This window comes from Haloarcula regularis (assembly GCF_029338315.1).
GTDB classification, from domain to species: Archaea; Halobacteriota; Halobacteria; order Halobacteriales; family Haloarculaceae; genus Haloarcula; species Haloarcula regularis.
Window position 1 is genome coordinate 249,104 of the sequence record NZ_CP119794.1, and the last position, 25,539, is coordinate 274,642.

General features: G+C 66.8%; 30 protein-coding genes, 2 tRNA genes and 3 pseudogenes. 23 read left to right on the top strand and 12 right to left on the bottom strand.

Annotated elements, in window-relative coordinates; genetic code table 11:
* Nucleotides 1–180: 180 nt before the first annotated feature.
* Entirely contained in the window at nucleotides 181–735 is a 555-nt protein-coding gene (gene epsC / locus P1N55_RS01435) for a serine O-acetyltransferase EpsC (protein ID WP_276277258.1), read from the top strand.
* Nucleotides 736–782: 47 nt separating this feature from the next.
* On the top strand, nucleotides 783–1,394 hold the full coding sequence (locus tag P1N55_RS01440; protein WP_276277259.1) for a DNA-3-methyladenine glycosylase family protein: 612 nt from the start codon (nucleotides 783–785) through the stop codon (nucleotides 1,392–1,394).
* On the opposite strand, the gene P1N55_RS01445 is transcribed toward P1N55_RS01440, so the two are convergent.
* Nucleotides 1,395–2,747, bottom strand: coding sequence for a RimK family alpha-L-glutamate ligase (locus P1N55_RS01445; RefSeq protein ID WP_276277260.1), 1,353 nt, complete (start codon nucleotides 2,745–2,747; stop codon nucleotides 1,395–1,397).
* 111 nt (nucleotides 2,748–2,858) lie between these two features.
* On the opposite strand from P1N55_RS01445, the gene P1N55_RS01450 reads away from it, so the two are divergent.
* The 7 genes and pseudogenes from P1N55_RS01450 to P1N55_RS01480 all read left to right on the top strand — a co-directional run bounded on the left by P1N55_RS01450 (nucleotide 2,859) and on the right by P1N55_RS01480 (nucleotide 8,215).
* The gene (locus tag P1N55_RS01450; protein ID WP_276277261.1) at nucleotides 2,859–3,884 is read left to right on the top strand and encodes a succinylglutamate desuccinylase/aspartoacylase family protein; all 1,026 of its coding nucleotides are present in this window, start codon (nucleotides 2,859–2,861) and stop codon (nucleotides 3,882–3,884) included.
* 235 nt (nucleotides 3,885–4,119) lie between these two features.
* The gene (locus tag P1N55_RS01455; protein ID WP_276277262.1) at nucleotides 4,120–4,383 is read left to right on the top strand and encodes a HalOD1 output domain-containing protein; all 264 of its coding nucleotides are present in this window, start codon (nucleotides 4,120–4,122) and stop codon (nucleotides 4,381–4,383) included.
* A 125-nt stretch (nucleotides 4,384–4,508) separates the two neighbouring features.
* Nucleotides 4,509–4,928 (top strand): succinate dehydrogenase, cytochrome b556 subunit, encoded by a 420-nt coding sequence (gene sdhC, locus P1N55_RS01460; protein ID WP_276277263.1) that lies wholly within the window; start codon nucleotides 4,509–4,511, stop codon nucleotides 4,926–4,928.
* The gene (locus tag P1N55_RS01465; RefSeq protein ID WP_276277264.1) at nucleotides 4,928–5,293 is read left to right on the top strand and encodes a succinate dehydrogenase hydrophobic membrane anchor subunit; all 366 of its coding nucleotides are present in this window, start codon (nucleotides 4,928–4,930) and stop codon (nucleotides 5,291–5,293) included. Before sdhC ends, P1N55_RS01465 begins: the two co-directional genes overlap by 1 nt.
* 2 nt (nucleotides 5,294–5,295) lie before the next feature.
* A complete protein-coding gene (locus P1N55_RS01470; RefSeq protein ID WP_276277265.1) occupies nucleotides 5,296–6,180 on the top strand; it encodes a succinate dehydrogenase/fumarate reductase iron-sulfur subunit in 885 nt (294 codons plus the stop codon).
* A gap of 22 nt (nucleotides 6,181–6,202) precedes the next feature.
* Nucleotides 6,203–8,028 (top strand): annotated as a pseudogene (locus P1N55_RS01475) (FAD-binding protein).
* A gap of 91 nt (nucleotides 8,029–8,119) precedes the next feature.
* Nucleotides 8,120–8,215, top strand: a tRNA-OTHER gene (locus P1N55_RS01480).
* A 479-nt stretch (nucleotides 8,216–8,694) separates the two neighbouring features.
* Here P1N55_RS01480 and P1N55_RS01485 read toward each other — a convergent pair.
* Nucleotides 8,695–8,779 (bottom strand) — tRNA-Leu (locus P1N55_RS01485).
* Nucleotides 8,780–8,912: 133 nt separating this feature from the next.
* On the opposite strand from P1N55_RS01485, the gene P1N55_RS01490 reads away from it, so the two are divergent.
* The 3 genes from P1N55_RS01490 to P1N55_RS01500 are packed head-to-tail and all read left to right on the top strand — an operon-like array spanning nucleotide 8,913 to nucleotide 11,164.
* Nucleotides 8,913–9,410, top strand: a complete 498-nt coding sequence (locus P1N55_RS01490) for a helix-turn-helix domain-containing protein (RefSeq protein WP_276277266.1) — start codon at nucleotides 8,913–8,915, stop codon at nucleotides 9,408–9,410.
* 37 nt (nucleotides 9,411–9,447) lie between these two features.
* The gene (locus tag P1N55_RS01495) at nucleotides 9,448–10,575 is read left to right on the top strand and encodes an acyl-CoA dehydrogenase family protein (protein ID WP_276277267.1); all 1,128 of its coding nucleotides are present in this window, start codon (nucleotides 9,448–9,450) and stop codon (nucleotides 10,573–10,575) included.
* A 46-nt stretch (nucleotides 10,576–10,621) separates the two neighbouring features.
* Nucleotides 10,622–11,164, top strand: coding sequence for an HAD family hydrolase (locus tag P1N55_RS01500; protein ID WP_276277268.1), 543 nt, complete (start codon nucleotides 10,622–10,624; stop codon nucleotides 11,162–11,164).
* Here the strand turns inward: P1N55_RS01500 and P1N55_RS01505 are convergent.
* Nucleotides 11,143–11,370, bottom strand: a complete 228-nt coding sequence (locus P1N55_RS01505) for a DUF5822 domain-containing protein (RefSeq protein WP_276277269.1) — start codon at nucleotides 11,368–11,370, stop codon at nucleotides 11,143–11,145. The genes P1N55_RS01500 and P1N55_RS01505 overlap by 22 nt on opposite strands.
* Nucleotides 11,371–11,482: 112 nt before the next feature.
* On the opposite strand from P1N55_RS01505, the gene panB reads away from it, so the two are divergent.
* Both panB and bioB read left to right on the top strand, forming a co-directional pair.
* Nucleotides 11,483–12,265 carry a 3-methyl-2-oxobutanoate hydroxymethyltransferase gene (panB, locus tag P1N55_RS01510; protein ID WP_407067188.1) on the top strand — a complete coding sequence of 261 codons (783 nt, stop codon included), beginning with the start codon at nucleotides 11,483–11,485 and terminating at the stop codon, nucleotides 12,263–12,265.
* A 51-nt stretch (nucleotides 12,266–12,316) separates the two neighbouring features.
* Nucleotides 12,317–13,432: a biotin synthase BioB gene (gene bioB / locus P1N55_RS01515; protein WP_276277270.1), complete on the top strand. Its 1,116-nt coding sequence runs from the start codon at nucleotides 12,317–12,319 to the stop codon at nucleotides 13,430–13,432.
* A 270-nt stretch (nucleotides 13,433–13,702) separates the two neighbouring features.
* Here bioB and P1N55_RS01520 read toward each other — a convergent pair whose 3' ends face one another.
* Both P1N55_RS01520 and acs read right to left on the bottom strand, forming a co-directional pair.
* Complete coding sequence (locus tag P1N55_RS01520; protein WP_276277271.1) at nucleotides 13,703–14,773, bottom strand: phosphotransacetylase family protein; 1,071 nt, start codon at nucleotides 14,771–14,773, stop codon at nucleotides 13,703–13,705.
* Nucleotides 14,770–16,874, bottom strand: a pseudogene (gene acs, locus P1N55_RS01525) (acetate--CoA ligase alpha subunit). Before acs ends, P1N55_RS01520 begins: the two are co-directional and overlap by 4 nt.
* Before the next feature lie 155 nt (nucleotides 16,875–17,029).
* On the opposite strand from acs, the gene P1N55_RS01530 reads away from it, so the two are divergent.
* Both P1N55_RS01530 and dpsA read left to right on the top strand, forming a co-directional pair.
* The gene (locus P1N55_RS01530; RefSeq protein ID WP_276277272.1) at nucleotides 17,030–17,419 is read left to right on the top strand and encodes a hypothetical protein; all 390 of its coding nucleotides are present in this window, start codon (nucleotides 17,030–17,032) and stop codon (nucleotides 17,417–17,419) included.
* A 112-nt stretch (nucleotides 17,420–17,531) separates the two neighbouring features.
* Nucleotides 17,532–18,065, top strand: coding sequence for a DNA starvation/stationary phase protection protein DpsA (gene dpsA / locus P1N55_RS01535; protein WP_276277273.1), 534 nt, complete (start codon nucleotides 17,532–17,534; stop codon nucleotides 18,063–18,065).
* 12 nt (nucleotides 18,066–18,077) lie between these two features.
* Here dpsA and P1N55_RS01540 read toward each other — a convergent pair whose 3' ends face one another.
* Complete coding sequence (locus P1N55_RS01540) at nucleotides 18,078–18,215, bottom strand: hypothetical protein (RefSeq protein WP_276277274.1); 138 nt, start codon at nucleotides 18,213–18,215, stop codon at nucleotides 18,078–18,080.
* Nucleotides 18,216–18,304: 89 nt separating this feature from the next.
* Here P1N55_RS01540 and P1N55_RS01545 point away from each other — a divergent pair, with 89 nt between their 5' ends.
* The 3 genes from P1N55_RS01545 to P1N55_RS01555 all read left to right on the top strand — a co-directional run bounded on the left by P1N55_RS01545 (nucleotide 18,305) and on the right by P1N55_RS01555 (nucleotide 19,960).
* Nucleotides 18,305–18,883, top strand: a complete 579-nt coding sequence (locus tag P1N55_RS01545) for a DUF7547 family protein (RefSeq protein ID WP_276277275.1) — start codon at nucleotides 18,305–18,307, stop codon at nucleotides 18,881–18,883.
* Nucleotides 18,884–18,963: 80 nt separating this feature from the next.
* Nucleotides 18,964–19,446, top strand: coding sequence for an HTH domain-containing protein (locus P1N55_RS01550; protein WP_276277276.1), 483 nt, complete (start codon nucleotides 18,964–18,966; stop codon nucleotides 19,444–19,446).
* Between the two features lie 70 nt (nucleotides 19,447–19,516).
* A complete protein-coding gene (locus P1N55_RS01555; RefSeq protein ID WP_276277277.1) occupies nucleotides 19,517–19,960 on the top strand; it encodes an HTH domain-containing protein in 444 nt (147 codons plus the stop codon).
* 16 nt (nucleotides 19,961–19,976) lie between these two features.
* Here the strand turns inward: P1N55_RS01555 and P1N55_RS01560 are convergent, their stop codons facing one another.
* Both P1N55_RS01560 and P1N55_RS01565 read right to left on the bottom strand, forming a co-directional pair.
* A complete protein-coding gene (locus P1N55_RS01560) occupies nucleotides 19,977–20,354 on the bottom strand; it encodes a Zn-ribbon domain-containing OB-fold protein (protein WP_276277278.1) in 378 nt (125 codons plus the stop codon).
* Nucleotides 20,351–21,502, bottom strand: coding sequence for a thiolase family protein (locus P1N55_RS01565; protein WP_276277279.1), 1,152 nt, complete (start codon nucleotides 21,500–21,502; stop codon nucleotides 20,351–20,353). The genes P1N55_RS01560 and P1N55_RS01565 overlap by 4 nt, the downstream gene beginning before the upstream one ends.
* Before the next feature lie 134 nt (nucleotides 21,503–21,636).
* Here P1N55_RS01565 and P1N55_RS01570 point away from each other — a divergent pair, with 134 nt between their 5' ends.
* Both P1N55_RS01570 and P1N55_RS01575 read left to right on the top strand, forming a co-directional pair.
* Nucleotides 21,637–21,819 (top strand): DUF7836 family putative zinc-binding protein, encoded by a 183-nt coding sequence (locus P1N55_RS01570; protein ID WP_276277280.1) that lies wholly within the window; start codon nucleotides 21,637–21,639, stop codon nucleotides 21,817–21,819.
* A 150-nt stretch (nucleotides 21,820–21,969) separates the two neighbouring features.
* Complete coding sequence (locus P1N55_RS01575; protein WP_276277281.1) at nucleotides 21,970–22,116, top strand: DUF7560 family zinc ribbon protein; 147 nt, start codon at nucleotides 21,970–21,972, stop codon at nucleotides 22,114–22,116.
* 1 nt (nucleotide 22,117) lies between these two features.
* Here P1N55_RS01575 and P1N55_RS01580 read toward each other — a convergent pair whose 3' ends face one another.
* The gene (locus tag P1N55_RS01580; RefSeq protein ID WP_276277282.1) at nucleotides 22,118–22,564 is read right to left on the bottom strand and encodes a pyridoxamine 5'-phosphate oxidase family protein; all 447 of its coding nucleotides are present in this window, start codon (nucleotides 22,562–22,564) and stop codon (nucleotides 22,118–22,120) included.
* Between the two features lie 204 nt (nucleotides 22,565–22,768).
* On the opposite strand from P1N55_RS01580, the gene P1N55_RS01585 reads away from it, so the two are divergent.
* Entirely contained in the window at nucleotides 22,769–24,058 is a 1,290-nt protein-coding gene (locus P1N55_RS01585) for an RNA-guided endonuclease InsQ/TnpB family protein (RefSeq protein WP_276277283.1), read from the top strand.
* Here the strand turns inward: P1N55_RS01585 and P1N55_RS01590 are convergent.
* Complete coding sequence (locus P1N55_RS01590) at nucleotides 24,041–24,253, bottom strand: helix-turn-helix domain-containing protein (protein ID WP_276277284.1); 213 nt, start codon at nucleotides 24,251–24,253, stop codon at nucleotides 24,041–24,043. The two genes, P1N55_RS01585 and P1N55_RS01590, sit on opposite strands and share 18 nt — an antisense overlap.
* 88 nt (nucleotides 24,254–24,341) lie before the next feature.
* A pseudogene (locus P1N55_RS20085) lies at nucleotides 24,342–24,719 on the bottom strand (helix-turn-helix domain-containing protein); the annotation flags it as partial.
* A gap of 121 nt (nucleotides 24,720–24,840) precedes the next feature.
* Between P1N55_RS20085 and P1N55_RS01595 the strand changes: the two are divergent.
* Complete coding sequence (locus tag P1N55_RS01595) at nucleotides 24,841–25,206, top strand: winged helix-turn-helix domain-containing protein (protein ID WP_276277285.1); 366 nt, start codon at nucleotides 24,841–24,843, stop codon at nucleotides 25,204–25,206.
* Between the two features lie 9 nt (nucleotides 25,207–25,215).
* Here the strand turns inward: P1N55_RS01595 and P1N55_RS01600 are convergent, their stop codons facing one another.
* Nucleotides 25,216–25,539, bottom strand: a complete 324-nt coding sequence (locus P1N55_RS01600; RefSeq protein ID WP_276277286.1) for a hypothetical protein — start codon at nucleotides 25,537–25,539, stop codon at nucleotides 25,216–25,218.

Consider the following 25,539-nt stretch of genomic DNA (forward strand, 5'->3'; position numbering starts at 1 on the left):
TTTTAGTCCGCTCTCGCGTATAGATGTGGGTATATGGGTCACGCCCGACGGCCACACCGGTTCGACCCGCTCGCCGACGAGCATCACCGCCTGCACGGCCCCTGTTGTCGCTGTTGATTCTCCGTCCACTCGCGCGACCGACGTCCCGCCTGCCCGATAGCCGACCAAATCCACCACACCATGTTCACCACACTCAGAGACGATATCCGGACGGCGATGGCGAAAGACCCCGCCGCTGTCAGCACCGTCGCGGTCGTCCTCACCTACGCCGGCCTCCACGCAGTCTGGCTGTACCGCCTGGCCCACGCCCTGTGGGTCAGTGACCACACGCTCGCTGCACGCCTGCTCTCGCACCTCGCGCGGTTCCTGACCGGGGTCGAGATACACCCGGGCGCGACCATCGGCGACCGGTTGTTCATCGACCACGGGATGGGCACCGTCGTCGGCGAGACGGCCGACATCGGCGACGACGTGCTGCTGTACCACGGCGTGACACTCGGCGGGAAGTCGATGCGACGCGAGAAGCGCCACCCGACGCTCGAGGACGGCGTCACCGTCGGCGCGAACGCGACGCTCGTCGGGCCGATAACGGTCGGCGAGAACGCCACGGTCGGCGCGGGCGCCGTCGTCGTCGACGACGTGCCCCCGGAGACCACCGTCGTGGGCAACCCCGCGCGGCCGGCCGAAGCGACCGACGCCGTCCCGACGCGGGACCCCGCCGTCGTCGACGGCTGACCGGTCGGGACAGACAGGTTCTTTCCGCCCGAGGCCGACCTATCCCCATGAGCGATTCGCCCCACGAGACGCTGCGAGCGGACGACGATATCGGCCCGCTGGTCGAGGCCCACGGCGAGCTCACCCTGGATCCGGCCGACGACCTCTTCGAGCGCCTGGTCGTCTCGATTCTCCGCCAACAGGTGTCGATGGCGTCGGCGGCGGCGACCCGCGAACGCCTGTTCGACGCCGTCTCGGTCACGCCCGAGGGGATCCTGGCCGCCGACGACGCTATCTTGCGGGACGCCGGCCTCTCCCGGCAGAAGACCCGCTACGTCAACGAGGTCGCCGACGCCTTCCGGCGGGAGGGCTACTCGATGGAGTACTTCGCGGGGATGAGCGACGACGCGGTCCGGTCGGAACTGACCGGCATCACCGGCGTCGGCCGGTGGACTGCCGACATGCAACTGATGTTCGCGCTGGGCCGCGAGGACGTCTTCCCGGTCGGCGACCTGGGCATCCGCAAGGGGTTCCGGGCCGTCGTCGGCGACGTCGAGGACCGCGCGGCGATGACGACGTACGCCGAGGCGTGGGCGCCGTTCCGCAGCTACGCCTCGCTGTACCTCTGGCGGGCGAGCGAGGACATCGCCGAGAGTGTCGACGAAGTCGTCGAGTCGTAGCTACTCCTCGGCAGTCTCCTCTTCCTCCTCCTCCCGGTCGGGTTCGCTGTCGGCGCGCTTGTTGACGTCGACCTGGTAGTGGGTGAGGATGTCCCGACCCAAAAGGAGGGGATAGTCCATGTGCGAGCGGTCCTCGACGCTGGCGGTGACGGTGTGCTGTTCGCCGCCGATGCCGACCACGAGGTCGACGACGGGGCGGGAGCGACCGGACTTCAGGCTCCCGGACTTGATGCGGACGATGTCCTTGATGGGGCCGGTCCCGATGTCGGCTGCCAGCTGCGAGTCGATGCTGGTCCGTGTCGCCCCGGTGTCAGACTTCGCGAGGATGGTCTCGGTCCCCCGTGTCCCGGTTACCTGGACCTCCTCGATGTAGCCGATGGTGACGCGCTCGGGCTTGCGCTTGGTCTCCTCGCGGGGCATACACGCCGGGCGAGAGTCGTCGAGCACGCCGGAGATTCGGTCGACGGCCGCCTCGGGGACGTGGCCGCCCGCTCGCTCGATGGCGAGTTTGGCGATGTAGGGCGCCGGGCTGATGCCGCTGGCCTCGAAGAGGCCGCGGAACCCTGCCGTGGGGTTGACCTCGAGGACGTAGTAGCCGTCTTCGCCCTCGATGACGTCGACGCCGGCGTAGTCGAGGCCGACGGCGTCGGCCGCGTTCAGCGCGATCTCGCGGACCCGACTGGGGAGCTTGTTCGTCATATCCTCGACGTCGCCGCCCAGGGCGACGTTGGTCCGCCACTCGCCCTCGGGCGCGTAGCGATTCATCGCGCCGACGATTCGGTCGCCGACGACGTAGACGCGCAGGTCGTGGTGACGGCCCCCGTCGTGGTCGATAAACTCCTGGAGGAAGGCGTGGCGGTTCCCGACCTGGGAGTTGACGGGGTTGTCCAGGTCGACCATCCAGGTCCCGCCGCCGTGGGTGCCGATGGCCGTCTTGTACACCGCCTGCTCGCCGAAGCGCTCGCGGGCGGCGTTCAGCTCGCTGTTCGAGAGCGCGAGCACCGCGTCGGGGATGGGGACGCCCGCGTCGACCAGCGCCGTCGCGCTGGCGAACTTGTGGAGCGCCCTCGTGGCGGCGATGGGTTCGTTCAGCATCGGCACCAGTCGTTCGAGGGTGAGCGCCAGCCCGATTCCCTCGGCGGGGTGCTCGTCGCTCGAGAGCAACAGGCGGTTGGCGATGACGTCGACCTCGGGGTAGAGGGTCGCCTCGCCGTCTTCGACCTCGACGCGCGTGTTCTGGGCGCGCAGCCACTCCGTGTCGTAGCCCATCTCGTCGGCGGCGTTCAGAATGGCCTTCGACTCCTTGCTCGAGTGGAGGCTCAACACGCCCACCGTGATGTCTTCGTCGCTCATGGCGCGACATTCACCCCGCCCCAAAAAAGGGTTGCTGGTCCACCTGCCGTATCACAGGTCGTCTCACTCCGGGCGGTGACGTTTATATACCCGGACCCGCTCGTAGGTGGCATGGACGAGGCCACGCCGTTCACGTACGACGGCGGCCGGGTGGACCCTGGTGAGATTCAGAACGTGCGGTACACCGTCAGCGAGACGTACATGGGCGATGCGGTCCGGATGCCGGTCACCATCGTCAACGGCGAACGGCCAGGGCCGACGGTGTTTCTCAGCGCCGCCGCCCACGGCGACGAGCTCAACGGCGTCGAGGTCGTTCGGGAGGTCGCCCAGGAGTGGGACCACGACGACCTCGCGGGGACGCTGGTCTGTCTCCCGGTGTTGAACGTCCCCGCCTTCATCGCCCAGGAGCGGTACCTCCCTATCTACGACCGCGACCTGAACCGGTCGTTCCCCGGCCAGCAGGACTCGACCAGCGCCAAGCGGATGGCCCATCGCATCTTCCGGAACTTTCTGGAACCGTGTGACCTGGGCCTGGACTTCCACACCTCGACGCGTGGGCGGACGAACATGCTGCACGTCCGGGCCGACATGTCCGACCCGGACGTGGCCCGGGTGGCGAACGCCTTCGCCTCGAACCTCATCATCGCCTCCGAAGGCCCGGAGGGGTCGCTCCGCCGTGAGGCCAGTCGCGTGGGGACGCCTACCATCACCATCGAGATGGGCGAGGCCCACCGGTTCCAGCGCGAACTCATCGACAGCGCCTTAGAGAGCGTCCGTTCGGTTCTCGCGGAGTTCGGCGTGCTGGAGAGCGAGGTCGTCCGGTGGCCCGGGTGGCGCGCCGTCGTCGAGAACGGGTCCGGCGACAAGACCTGGCTCCGGGCCGACGCGGGCGGCCTCGTCGACATGCACCACGAGCGGGGCGGCATCGTCTACGAGGGCGATACCATCTGTACGATCACGAACCCGTTCAAGACAGAGACCACGGACGTCACCGCGCCCTTCACCGGCCTGCTCGTCGGTGTGCTGGAGAACCCGCTGGTCTACCCCGGGAACCCGCTGTGTCACCTCGTGCACCTCGACGAGCGGACCCGGCGTGCGCTCGAGCAGATGGGTGCGGTGTCGACCGAGGACCGCTGACCGGGGCCATCGCGTTCGGGTGTCGAACGTGCGAGTCGCTGACAGGACACCGGCAGTCCTATATGTCTACGAGGCAATTATTACACTTAGTTTACAGCACGGGCTCGCCCGACGGCCACACACGGCCTCAATCCACAGTCCATCCCATGAACTCCCGACAGACTACGCTCGACGAACGCCGTTCTCACCAAGGCGGTACATGCCGCCCCCGCCGACGGACGCTCCCTGGAACACCATGCCCCTAGACGCTCCGGAACGGTCCCGGGTGTCGGTCCCGGTCTCGGTCCGCATCGTCGAGGCGATAGCCGAACTCGACGGTATCGATCCACTCGATCTGGAACCGGGGCTGGACACCGTCATCGACACGGACGCGCTCGATCACCTCGTCCGCCACGACGGCGTGTCATTCACCCTCGAGTTCACGTACGGGATACACCACGTGATCGTGACCGAGGACGCCATCCACGTCGACGGTACGGTCTCGAAACCCCTCGACTGACCCCGCCACCCGGTGGCAGGTGACGCCCGGTTTCCGTCGGATATTGCCGGAAACCGCCCGCCAGTCCCGGCGACGTGCGCACGCGGTAGTAACTACTATCTGTCCCCGGTCCAACCCCCCACTGTATGAGTCAGTCTTACAATCGCGGCACCGTCGAGGACTTCGGACGGTGGCGGGAGTTCACGGCCGGGATGTGGGCCTGGATATTCCACAAGTTCACCGGCTGGGTGCTCGTGGGCTACCTCTTTACCCACATCGCGGTCCTGAGCACCGCGATCAACGTCGATCCGGCGGCCGCACAGTCGAGCGCGGACATCTACACGAACACCATCGCGGGCCTGGAGAGTCTGCTGGTCGTGCGGTTCCTGGAGGTGGGGCTCCTGGCCGTGGCCGTCTTCCACATCCTCAACGGCATCCGACTGCTGATGGTCGACCTGGGGGTCGGGCTGGAATCGCAGGACAAGAGCTTCTACGCGTCGCTGGTGCTGACCGGCGCCATCGTCGTCGCCAGCGTGCCGACGTTCCTCGGGGGGAAGCTCGTCTGATGGCCGAACACTACTCCTCTTTCGAGCGGGGCGGCCGCCGCTGGTTGTTCCAGCGGCTGACGGCCGTCTTCCTGATCGGCGTCCTCGCTTTCCACTTCGTCTTGCTGCACTTCGTGAACCACGCCGCCGACATCACGTTCCTCGGTACGCAGGCACGGATGAGTCAGGTTGGCTACTTCGCGACGATGTGGCTGTTCCTCGTGACGGCGACGTTCCACGGCGTCAACGGCGTCTACAACGCGCTCGTCAACCAGGGCCTCACGGGGTCGCAGAAGAACGCCGTCAAGTACCTTCTCGTCGTCGCCGGCCTCCTGCTCGTCGTGCAGGGGACCCGCGTCGCACTGGCCATGACCAACCTCGTCTAACAATGAGCACACAAATCGAACAACAGGAGACGGAAACGGAAGAGCAGGAGGCGGAACCGGAGGTCGAGTCCCCCGGTGACCGTCGCCGAGCGGCGAAGCGCCAGCGCCTCCAGGAGGAGGAGGCCCAGCGCGTCGCCGAGGAAGAGACCCTCGACGACGAGGAGACGGTCCACCTCAAGGTGTTCCGCTACGACCCCGAAGTCGAGGGCAAGCAGGAGCCGCGCTTCGACGACTTCACCGTCCCCTACCACAAGGGGATGACCGTCCTCGACGCGCTCATCTACGCCCGCGACCGCTACGACTCGTCGCTGACCTTCCGTCACTCGTGTCGCCAGGCGGTCTGTGGCTCCGACGCGCTGTTCGTCAACGGCCGGCAGCGACTCGGCTGCAAGACCCAGCTATCGGACCTCGAGGACCCGGTCCGCATCGAACCGCTCCCCCACCAGGAGGTCGTCAAGGACCTCGTCGTGGACATGGAGCACTTCTACGACCAGATGGAGGCCGTCGAGCCCTTCTTCGACCCCGACGAGCTCCCCGAAGACGACCTAGAGGAACAGCGACAGACCCGCGAGAACCGCGAGACGGTTAAGATGTCCACCCGGTGTATCTGGTGTGGCGCCTGCATGTCCTCGTGTAACATCGCCGCCGGCGACAACGAGTATCTGGGCCCCGCGGCCATCAACAAGGCCTACCGCTTCGCGATGGACGAACGCGAGGGCGAACAGCGAAAGCAGGAACGACTGCGCATCATCGAGCAGGAACACGGCGTCTGGCGCTGTCAGACCCAGTTCTCCTGTACCGAGGTGTGCCCGAAGGACATCCCGCTGACCGAGCACATCCAGGCGCTCAAGCGGGAGTCGGTGAAGAACAACCTCAAGTTCTGGTAATCCTAAGACGCGACATCAACTAATGTACGAACACGACGTTATCGTGGTCGGCGCGGGCGGCGCCGGCCTCCGGGCGGCCATCGCAGCGCACGAAGAGGGTGCCGACGTCGCCCTCGTGACGAAACTCCATCCGGTGCGAAGTCACACCGGGGCGGCCGAGGGCGGTATCAACGCCGCGCTCCAGGAGGGCGACTCCTGGGACCTCCACGCCTACGACACGATGAAGGGCTCGGACTACCTGGGTGACGCGCCCGCCATCGACACCTTCGCGAAGACGGCCCGAGGAGGTCATCCAGCTCGAACACTGGGGGATGCCGTTCTCCCGCGAGGACGACGGCCGGGTCTCGCAGCGACCGTTCGGCGGTCTCTCCTACCCGCGGACGACCTACGCCGGAGCCGAGACGGGCCATCACCTGCTGCATACGATGTACGAGCAGGTCGTCAAGCGCGGCATCGAGGTCTATGACGAGTGGTACGTCACCAACCTCGCCGTCACGGACCACGACGACCCGGAGGACCGCGAGTGCCACGGCTGTGTCGCCTACGACATCAAGTCCGGGAAGATAGAGGGCTTCCGCGCGAAGGGGGGGCGTCATCCTCGCGACGGGCGGGCTGGGCCAGGCGTTCGACCACACGACAAACGCCGTCGCCAACACCGGCGACGGGTGTGCGATGGCCTACCGCGCCGGCGTCCCGATGGAGGACATGGAGATGATCCAGTTCCACCCGACGACGCTGCCGTCGACGGGCGTGCTCATCTCCGAGGGGGTTCGCGGCGAGGGCGGCATCCTCTACAACGACAACGAGGAGCGTCTGATGTTCGAGTACGGCTACGCGAACAACGCCGGCGAACTGGCCTCCCGCGACGTCGTCTCCCGGTCCGAACTCACCGAGATCAACGAGGGACGGGGCATCGAGGACGAGTACGTCCACCTCGACATGCGCCACCTGGGCGAGGAGCGCATCCTCGACCGCCTGGAGAACATCCTCCACCTCGCCGAGGACTTCGAGGGCGTCGACGGTCTCGACGAGCCCATGCCGGTCAAGCCCGGCCAGCACTACGCCATGGGCGGCGTCGAGACCGACGAGAACGGCGAGACGTGCATCGAGGGGCTCTACGCCGCCGGAGAGACGGCCTGTGTCTCGCTGCACGGCGCGAACCGCCTCGGCGGCAACGCCCTACCGGAACTGCTGGTCTTCGGCGCCCGCGCCGGCTACCACGCAGCAGGTAAGGACATGAAGACCGCCGAGATCGAGACCGGCCCCTCCGCCAAGAGCGAGGCCGGCGACGTCCACCCGCCGGTCGAACCCGGTGCCATCGACGCCGGCGGCGAGGACGTCGCCGCCGACGGGGCGGCCGTCGAGCCGAAAGCCGTCATCGAGAACGCGGTCGAACGGGAGCGCAACCGTGTCGACACCCTCCTCGAGTCCGACGGCATCAACCACGCCGAAGTCCGCGCCGACGTCCAGGAGACGATGACTGACAACGTCAACGTCTTCCGGAAGGAGGACGGCCTCATGCAGGCCCTCCGCGACATACGGCAGGCCCGCGTCGACTACGAGGAGGTCGCCGTCGCCGACCCCTCGCGCACCTACAACACCGACCTCATCCACACAATCGAGACGCGCAACATCTTAGACGTCGCCGAGGCCATCACGCTCGGCGCGCTGGCCCGCGAAGAGTTCCGTGGCGCCCACTGGCGCGCCGAACACCAGGAGCGAAAGGACGACGAGTGGATCAAACACACGATGCTCGCCTGGAACGACGGGACGCCCGAACTCTACTACAAACCCGTCATCCTCGAGGGCGACGAACAGACCTACGAGCCCAAGGAACGCTCGTACTGAACCGCCGGACATGCCTCTCGACTGCCGTTTCGCCCGTTTCTGACCGGTCACGCTCCCAGTAACTTCGGTGGCGCGCCCAGGAGTGCGCCGCTGAAGGGTGGCTCAGTGGTAGAGCGTTCCGGCAGGTTACCCCGGCCGGGAGTCGACCCGCACAGGGCTCCGCGTGGTTCGAATCCCGCCCCTTCCAGTAGCGATCGGCTGATCAGTCGGCGACAACAGCGACGCTCTGCTGGCAGGGAAAGGGGAAAGGAGTGAAGGACCAGGCACCACCGGGGTGCCTATGTAGACATCAACGATAGTAGGTTATAACTCTTGACTATCAATTTCAAATGTTGAGAACAACCCACGTCTTGACGGTCTGGTTCCGGTGGTGGTCGGACACGAGTGTTGCGCTTGCTGCCTCGTGAGACGTGTCCGGAGGCGGCGCTCATCGAGTGATCCCGGAAGGAATTGTGCGTGGGTGCTGACCCATGTAGGGAAAGCACCTGCATCGACCTCGGCGCCGGTAGCGCCTCGTATCGAGGGCCGTGCTTCGCACGTCCCTCGCATGCGATGCGTGGGACCGGATTTGAACCGTCTGCAGACGGTCGCTCGCGCGCTGCGTCTGCCGGGGTTCAAACCGGCCGTGCATCGACAGACACTCGCGATGTGCTCGTGTCGTAGCGATGCGTGGGACCGGATTTGAACCGGCGGACCCCTACGGGACAGCGCCCTCAACGCTGCGCCGTTGGCCTGGCTTGGCTACCCACGCTCGCTCTGTCTTACTGCGTTATTTCGTATCCCGTGGCATAATAAAAGCGCTTTCCTTTGGACCCGACCGCGCCAGGGTGTCCCATCCCTGCCGAACCGGGCGTTTCAAATACGACGAGGACGCTACCGACCGCATGGCCAAATACTCGACCGGCAGCGGGGGCGACAGCGCCGGCGGGAGCTGCGAGCTCTGCGGTGCCGAAGGCGGTGACCTCCAGACCGCCGACGTCGCGGGTGCGACCCTCCAGCTGTGTCGTGACTGTGCACGCGACCACGGCGAGACCGACCGGACACAGACCAGTGGGGACGACGACGAGCGAGCACGCCGGAAGAAGGCGGCACAGAACACCGCGCGCCTCCGGGACGCCCAGCAGGGCGACCCCTCCCACTGGGAGGACGGCGCCGACTACGACGACGACCAGCTGCCCTACCTCGTGAAGGGGTACGGCAAGCGCGTCACCGAGGCGCGACAGGCGGCCGGCCTCCAGACCGCCGACCTCGCAGCCGAGATCGACGCCGACGAGTCGGACGTCCTCGCGGTCGAACAGGGCCGTGCGACCCAGGCCGGCGTCGGCGGGTCGCTCGTCGCCAAGCTCGAGGAGTTCCTCGACGTGGAACTGGTCGAGGACTGACCCCGATACCTTTCTCCGTGCCGCCCCTACCGGGGATATGGACCTCTCGCCCGACCAGCGCGCGATTCGGGACGCCGTCAGAGACTTCGCCGTCAAGGAGATCCGTCCGACGGCACGCGAGGCCGACCGCGCCCAATCGTTCCCCGAGGACGCCTGGGACGGCCTGGCCGCCCTGGACGTCACCGGCCTCACCACCCCCGAGGCCTACGGCGGGTTCGAGGCGGACCGGCTGACCTACGCCCTCGTCAACGAGGAGCTGGCCTACGGCTCGCTGTCGGTGGCGACGGCGCTCTCGGTCCACTGCCTGACGATCTCCTGTCTCGCCGAGTTCGGAGACGAGCGTGTCCGCGAGGAGTGGCTGCCGGAGATGGCCACCGGGCGGCCGGTCGGCGCGTTCGCGCTGTCGGAACCCCAGGCCGGGTCGAACCCCCGGCAGATGGCCACGATCGCGCGACGCGAGGGCGACGAGTACGTCCTCGACGGCGAGAAGCAGTGGATAACGAACGGCCAGCGCTCGGGCGTCGTCGTGGTGTTCGCAAAGACCGACCCCGCAAACGACGACTCAATCACGCAGTTCCTCGTGCCGAAGGACACGGCGGGACTGTCGGTCGGCGAGAAGGAGGACAAGCTGGGCTTGCGGGCCAGCGACACGACCTCGCTGACCTTCGACGGCGTGCGGATTCCCGCACGCTACCGACTCACGGAGGAGAGCGAGGGGCTCGCGGCGGCGCTCTCGATACTCACCGGCGGTCGCATCGGTATCGCGGCCCAGGCGACGGGCGTCGCCCAGGCCGCGCTGGACGAGGCGCTGGCCTACGCCCAGGAACGCGAGCAGTTCGACGGCCCCATCGCCGACATCCAGACCATCCGGCACACGCTCGCCGAGATGGCGACGACGGTCCGGGCCGGCCGTCTGCTCACCTGGGACGCCGCCGCGCGGATGGACCGCGGCGAGGACGCCCGACGGGCGGCCAGTATGGCGAAGTACTTCGCGAGCGAGGGGGCCGTCGACGTGGCCAACGAGGCCGTCCAGATTCACGGTGGCTACGGCTACACGACGGAGTTTCCCGTCGAGCGGTTCTACCGGGACGCCAAGGTCACGACCATCTACGAGGGGACCAGCGAGATTCAGCGGAACGTCATCGCGCGCGACCTGCTGGAGTGACCCGCGGGTGGGAAGGCATTTGGTCGGCGGCCCGCTACCCTCGCCCATGACTCACGACGCCGTCGTCTACGACCTCGACGGCACGCTCGTCCGACTGGCCGTCGACTGGGGGGCCGTCGCGTCGGCGGTCGACGAGGTACTGACCGACAGAGGCGTCGCCACGGGGACGCGCGGCCTCTGGGAGATGCTGCATCTGTCCGACGAGACGGGCCACCGGGACGTCGTCGAGGAGACGATAGCGCGCTTCGAACGCGACGGCGCCCGCGAATCGACCCGTCTCGACCTGGCAGACGGACTCCCACACGCCGTCCCGGTCGGCGTCTGTTCGCTCAACGCCGAGGACGCCGTCCGGACCGCGCTGGGCGTCCACGACATCGAAGGGCACGTGGGTCCCGTCGTCGGGCGCGACAGCCTCGGCAGCGCGAAACCGGACCCCGAGGGGCTACTCGCCGTCGTCGACCGGCTGGACGCAACGCCAGCGGCAACGGTCTTTGTCGGCGATTCGGAACGCGACGCCGAGACGGCCCGTCGGGCCGGCACCGACTTCGCGTGGGCGCGGTCGTTCGATCAGCGCCGGTACCGGGCGTAGAGGTAGACGCTGACGGCGGTCAGGAACCAGACGACGGCCCCGACCCGGACGGCAAAGAGCGCCCGCGCCGACCAGGTCGACAGCGTCACGAGCGCCGAGAGCGCGACGACGACGGGCGTCCCGACGAGGATGGTCGTCAGGAAGGTCACCTGCATCACCCACCCGAAGTCGACGCCGTCCGGGTCGGTCTGTTCGACTGCTGGCACGCATACAGGTTCTGCCGGCCGTGTGATGCCCCTTGCGGTTCCAGCCAACCCGAACACGTAATACCTCGGCGCACCCGGCCACGGACATGACCACTGTCAGGACCTGCAGGCGATGGCCGGCGAGGAGCCGATAACGATGCTGACCGCCTACGATGCGGTCACCGCCCGACTCGTCGAGGACAGCGGGGTCGACGTCGTCCTCGTCGGGGACAGCATGGGCAACGCAGTCCTCGGCCACGACGACACGCTTCCAGTCACCCTCGACGAGATGGCGTCCCGGGTCGGTGCCGTCGCTCGGGGGACCGACGAGGTCCTGGTCGTCGCGGACATGCCCTTCCTCTCCTTTGGGGCCGACGAGGGAGAGAGCGTCCGGAACTGCGGCCGGATGCTCAAGGAGGAGGGCGCCAACGCGGTCAAACTGGAGTCGGGCCCACACACCGTCGACCTGACCGAACGCCTCTCGGACCTGGGCATCCCGGTGATGGCGCACCTGGGGCTGACGCCCCAGAGCGTCAACCGGAGCGGCTACACCCGGCAGGCGACCGACCGCGAGGAGGCAGCGGAGATCCTCGAACTCGCGCGTGCCCACGAGGACGCCGGTGCGTTCGCGCTGGTGCTCGAACACGTCCCGTCGAACCTCGCCGCGCAGGTGACCGAGGCACTCGACATCCCGACCATCGGCATCGGTGCCGGCGGTGACTGCGACGGCCAGGTGCTCGTGTTCACCGACGTCGTCGGCCTCGCCGAGTCCTCCCCGCCCTTCGCCGAGCAGTTCGGCGACGTCCGGAGCGAGGTGACCGACGCCGTCGCCGACTACGTCGCGGCCGTCCGTGACGGCGAGTTCCCCGCCGAGGAACACGGCGGGACGGTCGACGAACTGGACGACCTGTACTGACCGATCGACGCCACCCGAATCTTTTTCCACCCGTCAACAGACACTCGAGGTGTGGTTTACGAGACGGGTAACCGCACGGTCGACGACGCTATCGCACGGGTGCTCGACGGTGACCGCCTCGACAGACGCGACGGCCTCGGACTGATCGCACAACCGGTCGACGCTCTGGCGGCCGGAGCCGACCACGTCCGGCGCGAGCTCGGCGACGGCACCGTCGACGCCTGTTCAATCGTGAACGCGAAGGCCGGCAACTGCGCCGAGGACTGTGGCTTCTGTGCCCAGTCGGTCCACTTCGACACCGGTATCGACGAGTACGGCTTCCTCGGCCCGGAGGAGATACTGGCGGCCGCGAGGCGCGCCGAGCGCGACGGCGCACAGCGGTTTGGCATCGTCGTCGCCGAGAAAGGCGTCTCCAGGGAGCAACGGCCCGAGGAGTGGGCGGAGGTCATCGAGGCCATCCGTCTGGTCCGCGACGAGACGGCCGTCGAGGTTGACGCCAGTCTGGGCATCCTCACCGAAACCGAGGCCGAAATCCTCGCCGACGAGGGGGTGAACCACTACAACCACAACATTGAGACGTCGCCGGGGTACTTCCCCGACGTCGTCCAGAGCCACACCTTCGAGGACCGGGTCCACACGCTCGAAGTCGCGAAGGCGGCGGGGATGGACCTCTGTGCGGGCGTCATCCTCGGCATGGGCGAGTCCCCGACCGACCGCGTGGACGCGGCCATCGCGCTCCAGGACATCGGCGTCTCCTCGCTCCCCGTCAACATCCTCAACCCCGTCGCGGGGACCCCACTCGCCGAGCGGGGTCTGCCCGACATCACCACCGAGGCGGTCGTCAAGACGATCGCCGTCTACCGACTCCTCCACCCGGACGCTCGGGTCCGCCTCACCGGCGGCCGGGAGGTGAACCTCGACACGGACGGTCAGGTCGCGGCCCTGGAGGCCGGCGCGGACGGCCTCCTCACCGGAGATTACCTCACCACGGAGGGCCAGTCGGCCGCCGACGACCTGGCCATCATTGAGGCCGCGGGCCTGGCCCCGAACACCGAGGCGAACGACTTCGACCCCGCCGCCGTCCGCGAGCGAGGCCACGCCGAGGACGGTCCCGAGACGGCTACCGGCACGGCACACGGTAGGTCGGACGGAGAGTCGGACGACTGACGACGCGGGTCGGTTCGAGCGGGCGGCGGCTGTGACGGTTCCGGACAACAGCCAGTCCGTTCACGAGACGCGTCGCTCGGCGGGGAGACACCAAAGGGAACTTTCGGGGGCGATGCCCCCGTAGCGTGTGACACTACGGAGCCTTCCGGCTCCACTTTCACTTTCAACGTCTGACGCAAAAAGTCTGACGTACGTTTCATCTGGAGATAATGGTAGAAACCCGTCAACGAGCCTAGTTTCGGCCCTCGGAATCGCAATCGAAATCGGGGCCTACAGGTCGAGCAGCGAGTCGAGACTCCCGCTCTCGACCAGCAGGTCCTGCATCCGCTCGACGGTGTCCCGGTCCCGGGTGCGTCCGGACCGCAGGACGTCTTCGACGCGGTCGATGGTCGTCCGCGTGTCCGACTGGACGAGCAGTATCGGGACGTTCTCGTCCTCCGCGCGGCCGAGGACGGCGCTCGCGGGCCTGAGACCGCCGGTGAGAAGCAGGGCCTTGATGCCCGAGGACTCCAGGGCCGCCGTCTGGACTTCCGACCGGTCCCCGCCGGTGATGAGCACGGCCCCGCGGGTACGGCGGAACTGCTCGAGGGCGGCGCTCCCGCCCATCGCCCCCACGGAGAATCGCTCGACGTGTGCGCCGGTATCGGCCTCCTTGGTGAGGATGTCGGCGCCGACGCTCCGCGAGAGGTCCTCGACGGTGACCCCCGCCAGTTCCTGGACCCGCGGGAGCGCCCCGTAGACGGGGACGTCCCGACCGGAGAGGAACGGCATTACGTCGTCGGTCAGGGTGTCCATCGCGTCGTCGGTGACGCCGTTGAACAGCACGCCGGCGAGACGGTCGCCAAGGGTCCGTGCGGCGTCGAGCACCTCGTCGATGTCGCCGCCCTGTGCATACCCGCTGAGCAGGAGCACCTCCGCGTCCACCGCCTCGGCGATGTCCACGTCGGTCAGGTTCACGATGCCGCCGGTCTCCAGGCGGTCGCTCCCCTCGAGGACCATCAGGTCGACGTCCTCCGAGAGCGACTCGAAGTTACTGACCACGCGCTCGCGCAGTTCGGCGGGGTCCTCGCGGCCCCGGATGGCCTCCTGGATGAACGTCGGCGAGTAGACGATGGGCTCCATCTCGTGCATCTCCGAGTCCAGTTCGAGGAGGTCGCGCGCGAGCATCGGATCCTCGTCGCGGGTCTTGCCGACCGCGCTCTGGAGTCGGGTCCCCTTCGGCTTCATGTAGCCGACGGAGAGGCCCGATTCCTTGGCCTGTTTCGCCAGGGCGAGCGTGATTGCCGTCTTGCCGATACCTTCCTCCGTGGACGTGACGAGTAGCGTGTTCGTGTCGGTCATAGTTTCTCCTGGTCGAGCGTGAGTCGCAGGTCGACTGCCTGTACCCCGTCGGGGGTGGCGACGAGCGGGTTGATGTCCAGTTCGACGATGGCCGGGAAGTCCGTGACGAGCTGGGAGAGCCGCTGGACGGACTCGACGAGGGCGTCCTCGTCGACCGGGTCCCGGCCGCGGGCGCCGCGCAGCAACGGCGCGGACTCGATGTCGTCGAGCATCTCCCTGGCCTCGGGCTCGCTGACGGGCGCGACCCGGACGGTGTTGTCCTCGAGCACCTCGACGAAGATGCCGCCCAGGCCAAAGAGGAGGAGGGGCCCGAACTGCGGGTCGCGGTTCATCCCGAGGATGGTCTCGGTGCCGGACTCGAGGTCGACCATCTCCTGGACCTGGACCCCAGCACCGTCGCGTCGGACTGATAGTTTCGGGCCCGGACCACGAGGTCCTCGTAGGTGCTACGGACCTCCTCCGGCGGGACGCCGACCTCGACGCCCCCGATGTCGGACTTGTGGAGGATGTCCGGGCTGACGATCTTCATCACGACGTCGTCGCCGATGTCCTGGGCCACCTCCTCGGCCTCCGTCGGCGACCGTGTCACGGCGCCCTGTGGCGTCGGGATGCCGTAGGCGTCGAGCAGTTCCATCGCCTCGACGCCGAGCCGGTTCGTGTCCCGTCGGGCGGCCGTGCGGAGTATCTCCTCGGCCCGGTCCCGGTCGACGTCGAACGAGGCGGGGGACTCGTACTCGCGGGCCTGAATCTGCCGGTAGTCACGCAGGGCGTCGAGGCTGTCGACGGCCCGCGCGGGGTCGAAGTAGTTCGGGATGCCCGCCTCGCTGAGTACCTCCTGGCCGGCGCCGACCGACTTCCCGCCCATCAGCGTCGTGGCCACGGGCGTCTCGTGGGCCGCCTGTTTCTCGACGATGACCTCGGCGAGTTCCTCGAACGAGAGGACCGCCGTCGGGCAGGCGACGACCACGGCCATCGAGACGTTGTCGTCCGCGAGCACCGTCTCCAGGGCGAGCTCGAACCGCTTTGCCGGGGCGTCCCCGATGATGTCCACCGGATTGTAGATGTTGGCCTCGTCGGGCATCGACTCACGCAACCGGTCGAGCGTCCCGTCTTCGAACTCCGCCAGCGAGAGGTCCGAGTCGCCGACGGCGTCCGTCGTCATCACACCCGGCCCGCCGGCGTTCGTGACGATGGCGATCTCGTCGCCGTCGGGGAGGGGCTGGCCCGAGAGGATCTGGGCGTAGTCGAACAGCTCCTGGACCGACTCGACGCGGAGCGTTCCGGCCTGTTCGAGGCCCGCCTCGTAGGCTCGCTCGGACCCGGCCATCGCCCCGGTGTGGGAGGCGGCGGCGCTCGCACCGGCGTCGGTGCGGCCGGACTTGACGAGGACGATCGGCGTGTCCTGGGTCACCTCCCGGGCCGTCCGGATGAACTTCGTCCCGTCGGCGATGTCCTCCAGGTAGCCGAGGATGACCTCCGTCTGGGGGTCCTCGCCCCACTCGGCGACGAAGTCACCCTCGTCCAAGATGGCCTTGTTGCCAAGCGAGACGATGTCCTTGAACCCCACGTCACGCTCTGCGGCCCAGTCCAGCACCGCCGTGACGAAGGCCCCGGACTGGCTCATAAAGGAGATGTCTCCCTCGTTGGCCATCTCGTTGCCGAACGTGGCGTTGAGTCCGTCGGGCGTCGACATCACCCCGAGACTGTTGGGCCCCACGAGGTTGAGATCGTACTCACGGGCGGCCTCCTTGAGTTTTTGCTCGCGGGACATGCCCTCGCTACCGGTCTCGCCGAACCCGGCAGTGATGACGACGACGTTCTGTACCCCTGCCTGACCTGCCTCTCTGATTGCCTGGACCGCCGCGTTCGGTGGCACGACGACGACGGCCACGTCGACGCTTCCGGGGTCGTCGACGTCGCCGATAGTGTCGTAGCACCGCAGGCCCAGCGCCTCGTCTTTGTATGGGTTGACCGCCACGACATCGCCGTCGAACGATGCGAGGAGGTTCGACGTGATGGCGCGACCCACGGACCCGTCCGAGTCGGTCGCACCGATCACGGCCACTCGTTCCGGCGCGAAAAGCGTCGATAGTCGTCCCATGCCTCTAGTGGCGGTTCTCCCGCTGATCGAATATATCTGCTGGGTCACTCTCACGGGGTGAGAACCGGGCCCGGCATCGAAATTCATTTGCGGGAGGACCCCCGTCGGCGGCCGATTGCACGCCCCTTTTGCCTTCCCGGGGAGTAGGCTCACCGATGACAGACGCCGACCTCATGGCACCGTTCGACGACGAGGTTGTTCGTGCCGTCGCGGCCGAGAACGACGTCTCCCGGGACGTGCTGGCGGACGCGCTCGTCGACCACCAGCGGACGATGCAGGAGAACCCCGGAGTCGAGGACCTCGTCTACGAGTGGCGCAAGCAGTACGCGGACCCGGTTCTCGAGCGGACCCCCGACCGGTACGTCGTCGGGGTCAGGGCCGCCGTCTGGGAGGAGTACGGGGAGTACCTCGACCTGGATGACCAGGTGCTGGCGGCCCTGGTCGCCGTCCACCAGGAACAGGTCCTCCGGACGCTTTCAGCGGACGCGCTGGCGGGGGCAGAGAACCTGGTGCCACTCATCGCGGTCCGGTCGCAGTCAGCGTGACCCCGTAGTTGCCGACGGCCGACCTGCTCAGTGACGGGGCCAAACTTGACATTTCGGGACACATTCACGCTCGCGAGGAATTTATGTCGGTTCGGCCCCTACGTCTGATGCTATGGCGACACAGGAACACGTCCGCCGAGAGTTCGGTTCGGTCGAAGCGAACGGTCTCCGTCTCGACCAGGAGAAGGCCCGACAGGTAGTCGACGCACTGAACCAGGACCTCGCGGACACGTACGTGTTGTACCACCAGCTGAAAAAGCACCACTGGAACGTCGAGGGCGCGGAGTTCCGCGACCTCCACCTGTTCCTGGGCGAAGCCGCGGGACACGCCGAGGAGGCCGCCGACGAGCTGGCCGAACGCGCCCAGGCGTTGGGTGGGACGCCGGTTGCGGGCCCGACCGCCATCGCCGACCACGCCGCCGTCGAGTCCGAGCCGGACGACGTGTTCGACATCCGTACCTCGCTCGAACACGACCTCGAGATGTACGGCGACGTCATCGAGTCGCTGCGCGACCACGTCGAGCTGACGGCGAACCTCGGTGACCACGCCACGTCGCAGATGTTGCGCGACATCCTCGTCGAGGTCGAAGCGGACGCCCACCATATCGAACACTACCTCGAGGACGACACGCTCGTCCAGGGGTAGCCCGGGACCGACTCACGGACGGGGCGTGACGGTCAGATCGGTCGAAATCCACCCGTCGCTGTTGTCGCGCTCGGTGAAGACGGTCCGTTCGGCTTCGCTGCTGTGAGCGCTCACGACGGGCCGACCACTGTCGTCGTATTCGACTGCCATCGACTGGATTAGGCGAGCCTAAAGACAAAAGCGTTTCTCTCTCCACCGGTCGACGGCGGGCTTTTGTAGGTCACGGGGCTAGTGGGGGCATGAGCGACCGCTCCGACGAGGACCTGACTGCCCTGGTGACGGACCTCGTGACGACGCTCCGGGACCTCGAGACGGCCGTCGAACCACGGACCGCTCGCGGCCGGCGACGGCCGCCCACGCCGGGGGAGCTGCTCCGGTTCACCAACGACGTGACGATTCCAGCGGCCATCCTCGTTCTCCGGACGAACATCGAGGCGCTGAAACTGCTTCGGCGGGCGATTCGGCTGGCAGAGGGGCGGCCGTCAGCGGGGGGATCGGCGGCGGCAGACGTCCGCCAGCGGGCCGCGAACCTGAGCGACGTCACACTGCGGCGACTGGACGACGCCCTCGCGGAGATCCAGCGTGCCGTCGAGGGTACGCCAGAGGACGAGGACGCCCGGGAACTGCTTACGGAGGCCCGCGAACTCCGTTCGGAACTCCGTGACCGCGTGCAGGCGGCGGAGGACAGCCGGTCGGGCGAAGACGAGGCCCCCGAGGACGTCGCCGTCGACGTCGACGCCGAGCTGGAATCGATAAAGGACGACGTGAACCGACGCGAGGACGGCGGGGACGACAACGAATCCGACGACGGCTCGTAGCCGACCCGGGGAGCCACAGGTCGCGAGGTCTGCCCAAACATAATGATTTATTATGTTATAGTGTCTTGGTCCGGACAGAGATGTCAAACAGCGAGTACCCCGGCCACCGACGAGCCGTCTTCTTCGTCCGCGCAGACCTGCCCGCGCCGTCCGCCCGGCGCCGGGAAGCCCTGGAAGAGGCACTGCGGAACCTCGTCGACGCGGGCGTACTCGACGACGTCGAGACGGTGGTCTGGGACAAACGGGTTTGTGCCGATAGCCCGGCAGAATCCACCGAAGAGAACCGCTACGAGGATTTCCGCGAGTGGGCCGGGCAGGCCCACGTCTCGCTGGCGCCCTTTTTCGACACCCGTGAATGCTACAGCACGACCACCGGCGAGAAGGAGACCCACCTCGTGATGCCGACGATGTGCCTCGCCGTCTGCGAGGGCGACGAACTTGTCCGGGTCGCTCCCCACGCGGACGCCGGCGGCACCGAGTCCGTCACCGAGTGCGTGGAGCGCCTCTCCTCGCGCCCGGACGTGCTCCGGAAAGAGGCTACCCGTGTCACGATGGCCGAGTGACCTGTCCGGGCTACCGATACGGCTATCTCGTCACCTGTCGTAGGTTCTTCGAATACCGGTGGATGTTACCATGAAACACGTTGACGGGGCTACACTGTACGTGCGGACGCCAGCACCGATGGCGACGGAGAAGCGCCGGGAGACCATCCTCGGACGGCTCGAGGCACTCCGCGTGGCAGGGGCCATCGACGACGTGACGGTAACCTACTGGTTCCGACAGGCCAGCTCGACGGACGGCGACCCGGTGATGCCCTCCGTCGTCGCCCTGGAGGCGTGGGCCGACGACCACGACGTCTCGCTCGAACCGGCCTTCGAACACCACGCCCGGTCGAACTGGTTTACCGGCACGAACGACGACGTCGTCTCGCTCCCGGTCATCTGCCTGGCCCTGCTCGCCGGCGGCGACATCCGTGCCGTCTACCCCCACGTCGGCCCCACCGGCTATCAGAGTGTCATGGACGGTATCGACACGCTCGAGGCCGAAACCTCGGCCGAACGGTACTCCTCGGCCTGACGAGCTCGAGTACCCGTCAGACCGGGTCCCAGCGATAGCCGTCCCAGTCCTGGCTCTCGGGCTCTTTGATGCCCTCCGCCGGGTCGCGCAGCTGGTCGACGTAGACCGGTTCGACCTCGTCGCCGGTCTCGACGTGTTCGGTGGTGACCTGGCCGAGCGCGCGGACGAAGTCGTCGGTCAGGTCCTCGTCGGTCAGGTCGAACTCGACGATGGCCATCGTGTTTGGCTGGCGGACGCCGGGCGGCGTCGCCGTCGACTTCGTCCAGGTGACGACTTCCGCCGTGCGTGCAGAGAGGTCCAGCGTCTCGTCCTGTGGTTCACCGCAGTCGGGACAGCGGGGGTGGGTCGGGTACGAGACGTGACCGTTCGGACAGATGCCTGCTTCCAGCGTCATTCTGCTGCCTCCATGATGGTGGTGATGACACAGTTCCCGAAGCCGCCGACGTTACAGGCCAGCGCCGTCTCCGCGTCGACCTGGCGCGGGCCGGCCTCGCCGACGAGCTGTTCGTATATCTCGACGCCCTGGGCGACGCCGCTCGCGCCGAGCGGGTGGCCCTTGGACTTGAGCCCGCCCGAGGTGTTGATGGGCAGGGCGCCGTCCTTGGCGGTCGTCCCGTCCATCGCCAGCTCCCAGGCGGTCCCCTGCTCGGCGACGCCGATGCCCTCCAGTTGCAGGAACTCGAGGATGGTGAACATGTCGTGCAGTTCCGCGACGTCGAGGTCCTCCGGTCCCAGCCCGGCCATCTCGTACGCATCCTTGCTCGACTGGACGACACCGCCCATGATGGTCGGGTCGTCGCGCTCGTGGACGACGTGGGTGTCGGTCGCCCCGCTGATACCCGAGACGACGGCGTACTCGTCCGCGATCTCCGCTGCCTTCTCCTCCGTCGTGAACATCATCGCCGCGCTCCCGTCGGTGATGGGACAGAAGTCGTACAGGCGAAGCGGGTCCGCGATGATTGGTGACTCCAGGGCCTTCTCGACGGTAATCTCCTTCTGGAACTGCGCGTTGGGGTTGTCGACGCCGTTCTTGTGGTTCTTGACGGCGACTCGGGCCAGCGACTCCCGGGGCGCGTCGAACCGCTCCAGGTAGTGCCGGGCCGTCATCCCCGCGAAGGAGGGGAGCGTCACGCCGTGTTTGTACTCCGTGGGGTGGGTGATGGAGGCGATGATGTCCGTCGCCTCGCCCGTCGTCTTGTGGGTCATCTTCTCCCCGCCGACGAGCAGCGTCATGTCACTGGCGCCGGAGGCGACCGACTGCCAGGCCTCGTAGATGCCCGCCCCGCCGGAGGAGGACGTCTGGTCGACCCGTTCGCTGTACGCCGGCATCAGGCCCAGGTCGTGGGCGAGCAGGTTCATCACGCCGGTCTGGCCCTCGAACTCGCCGCTGGCCATGTTCGAGACGTACAGGTGCTCTACGTCGTCCGGTGTGACACCCGCGTCGTCGAGACACTCTTCCCCGGCCTGCGAGAGCAACTCGCCGAGCCAGGCGTCACGTTGCCCGAATTTCGTCATCGACGCGCCGATTACTGCGACTCCCATGTGCGGTGACTCTCGGGGACGCCCCGTGTAGATTTCGGTCCGACTACACATTGGGTGTGGCTCTCGCCCGGACGCTGTCCCGACGGGTGCGAATCCGCACAAGATTCATTACCGTGTCCCGGTCAGCCACGGACATGGAGGAAGCCTGGATAACGCTGCAGTGTCCCGATTGCACCGAGCGCTGGGAGGTAAATCCCGCCGACCTCGACGGGCCGTCCGTCGACTACGAGTGTGACGCCTGCGGCGTGACCCACCCGGTGAGCGAGTTTTGCGAGACGAAACGCGACCTCGAGATTCTGACCGAGCTGGCCGCCTGAGCGGGCCGGTATCCGGCACGCTCTCACGAGATGATAAGACTAAATCACTTATAAGCCCCGGGCGGGGGTACCTCGGACCATGGACCCACTCGACCCGGGGCGGGGCGTGGGACCGCCGGGCCGGACGGACAGGGAGGCGAGACGTGTCAGATGAGCGGGAGCGCTGGCATCCTGTTTGTCTGCCCCGAGTGTGCAGAGCACATCGAGGTCAACGAGTCCATGAAGGCGGCGATTCTCGAGAGCGGATGCATCGTCTGTGGGACGACCGTGCGCGCCACTGCCTTCGAGTGCGAGTAAGTCAGTCACCGGCGGGCACGGCTTTCCGCCCCGAGAGCTCGGTCTCCTGCAGGCAGTGGACGCTCACGTCGAAGCGCTCTTTGTCCGCCTCCCAGATGTCGAAGGCCGGCGTCTCGCCCGCACCCAGGACCTCGATGCGGTGTGGCGAGAGGTCCGTCTTCTCGAGTTCGTTCAACTGGCCGTCGCAGATGACGCTCCGTGGCCCTGCCGCCCCGTCGAAGACGACCAGTCTGGCCGGTGTCGACTCGTCGAGGTAGGTGTCTTTCTCGCTCGTCTCGAGGTGGCCTAGCCGGAGCAGGAACTCGCTGCGTGTCTCGTCGTACACGTAGGAGACCGGAATCGCGTACGGGCGCGCTGTCGCTGCGAGCGAGAGGACGCCGAATCCGTTCGTCTCGAGAAACCGCCCGATCTCCGTCCCCGTCATCTCCACCGTCCCGTCCCCTGACATTGTCCGAAATAAATTGTGGCCGATAGTAAGTGTGCCGGTGGTCGAGACCGGGGACTCACAGCGGTAACAGCGCGGAAGCCCACACCCGCTTTAGCGGTGGGAGGAAGCGCCTAAGCTCCGCGGAGCAATCCACCGAACACAGCATTGCCGACTCCCTAACGCTGTATAAAATATTAATAAGGAGTAGCCATTACTGTGACATACATGGCGTGGGAGGTGACTCGAACGGTTCGCGTCCGTCTCGACGTGCCTGACGACCGCAAGAGCGACCTCCACGCCACCAACGACAAATTCCAGTACTCCGCGAACCGCACTGCAGACTGGGCGTGGCGCTATCCCGACGAAGACTGCGTGACCAGCAAGAGCGAAGCCGAAGCCGCCATCTACGACGACCTTCGTGAAGAAACAGACTACCTGCACGCGAACCTCGTCCAGAAGGCAATCAAACGCGCCACCGACGATATTGGCAACTGCGTTGACCGGCTTGCCGAGGGCGAGAACACCAGCAAGCCTCACTACGACACGTTCAGCATCGTCTATGACAAGCGAGCCGCCACCTACTACCGAGACAAGGTGAGTCTCGCCACCGTCAACGGCAGGGTCGAATGCGAATACGACCTGCCCGATGACACAGACGGAACACCACACGGCGAGTACCTGCTGAACGACGAGTATTCGTTTTCGACCAGCACTGTCCACTACGACAGCGAAGCCGACGAGTTCTACCTGCACGCGGTCATGGAACGAGAACTCGATGTGAGCAGTCCTGAGAAAGCCGAGCATTCGAAAGTGCTTGGCGTGGACTGCAACGTTGATGACCATATCGCCGTGACCTCAACGGGTGCATTCGTCGGCAACGCTGATTACCTCAATCATCAGCGCCGCGAGTTCGAGAAACGACGGGCCAGCCTGCAGCAGACTGGAACACGGAGCGCACACCTGACCTTCCAGCGCATTGGCGACAGGTTCGGTCGCTGGAGTAGAGAGTATCTTCATCGGTGTTCCAAAGAAATCGTTGCCGAAGCCAAGGGCCACGCCTGTACGCACATCGCCTTCGAGGACTTGGAGCAGATTCGAGCGCGTATCAGCGACGACAAGAAATTCCAGCAGTGGGCGTTCCGCGAACTTCAACAACAGACCGAACACAAGGCGGAACTGGCTGGTATCGTGGTCGAAACAGTTGAACCGTCCTACACCAGCCAACAATGCTCGAAGTGTGGCTGTACGCTCAAAGAGAATCGTGACGCCCAGCACTTCGAGTGTCTCGACTGTTCGTACTCGGTGAACGCCGACTACAACGCAGCGAACGTTGCCCGGAAACTCGCACTCAAACTCCAGCGAGGGCAGAAGCCCCCCGCTGGAGGGGCGTTCTGTCAGTACGCCCTGAAGTCGGGGACGATGACCGTGAACGCTACTGACGTGGCGTCCGACACCTACGTGTCGGCAGAACGGGAGTCCACCGACAAGCCAACGGCTTCAGCCGTTGGTAGCTGACTCCGCCAGCAACGCGTCGAGGACCTTCGACTGGGCCGCTGCGAGGTGCTCGCTGAACGTCGGCCGACTGATGCCCATCGCCTCCGCGACGTCGCCTGCGTTGGCCCGTTTCGGGTGGTCGAAGTACCCCAGTTCGTGGGCGCTGCGAAGGGCCTCCCGCTGCCGGGCCGTCAGCGCCCCCCGGTCGACGAACACGAAGTCGTGGTCGTCGCGACCCCCCCTCCGACCGGAGCAGTCGCTGGACGTCCACCGCCGGGAACGTCTCGCGGAGGTCCGCGACGAGGTCCTGTAACGTTCCGACGTCGGGCGCGTGGAAGGTCAGGAACACCGACCCGTCGCGGACGTAGCGGTCCGCGATGGGGCAGTCGTACGTCTCGATGCAGTCGCACGGACACCGGTCGGTCCCGTCGCTCGTGTACCGGTAGACCGTCGTGTCCCCGTAGTCGAAGACCGGGTCGACGCCGTCCGGCAGGTCGGCGCCGGCGTCGACGGCGCAGTCGTTGCCCTCGAGCATGAACTCGACCGTTGACCGGTCGGGCGCGTCGGCGTTGACGCTCTTCCTGACCGCTCGGCTCTGTGTGCCCGTCCGTGCGGCCGTCCGTGCGACGAGGCAGGTCGCCCCGGGTTCGACACGAACCTCGGCGCGGATGCCGGTCCCCATTCGTTCGGTACCTCGTGGGACTCCTATCTAAAACTCCCGACGCAACTACTTAAACCACCCATCATATGCTGGCTAACCCACTCTCACTGCCCGTCGCATACAGCGAGGTAGAGTCACCCCGATGTCGTCACACGCACACCGGTTCGAGACAGCCAGTCGAGACGAGACGGCGTGTAGAGCCATCGCCGAGTCGGACCTGCTGTCGGTCCTGACCGACGAGAAGTGTCGCGGGGTCCTTCGCGCGCTCGAGGCCGACTCGCTGACCGTCACGGAACTCCACGACGCGCTGGGCGTCCCGGTGTCGACGCTCTACCGGAAGGTCGACTGTCTCGTCGAGGCCGGACTGATCGAGGAACACACCCGGTTCCGGGCCGACGGGAACCACAAGAGCGAGTACGTCCGCACCGTCTCTGCGGTCTCGCTCGACGTCGACCTCGACGAGTTCACCGTCACCGTCGAGGATAGCGAACGGACGGTCGGCCGCTGACCCGGTCGGTCAGTACGTCGCTCTCCCAGCGGCGGCCCACTCGTCGCCGCGCTCGACGTCGCGTGGCCACCGCCGCTTCCCGAACCGCTCGAGTCGCGCGGCCAGCGTCCACTGGTCGGTATACTCGACGCCGTCGGCCGCCGCAGCGGTGACCGCCGCTCGCTGTCTGTCGCTCACGTGCGCCCCGACGGCACTGGCGATGGCGGCGGCCTCCGACTGACTCGCGTCGGCGGGAATCGCCACCGTCAGGTCCCCTCCCTCGACGGTCACCGTCGTCGAGACGGTGTCGGCCCCCTCCTCCGGTCGCGCTTCGGGGTCGTCGAGTGCGGACAT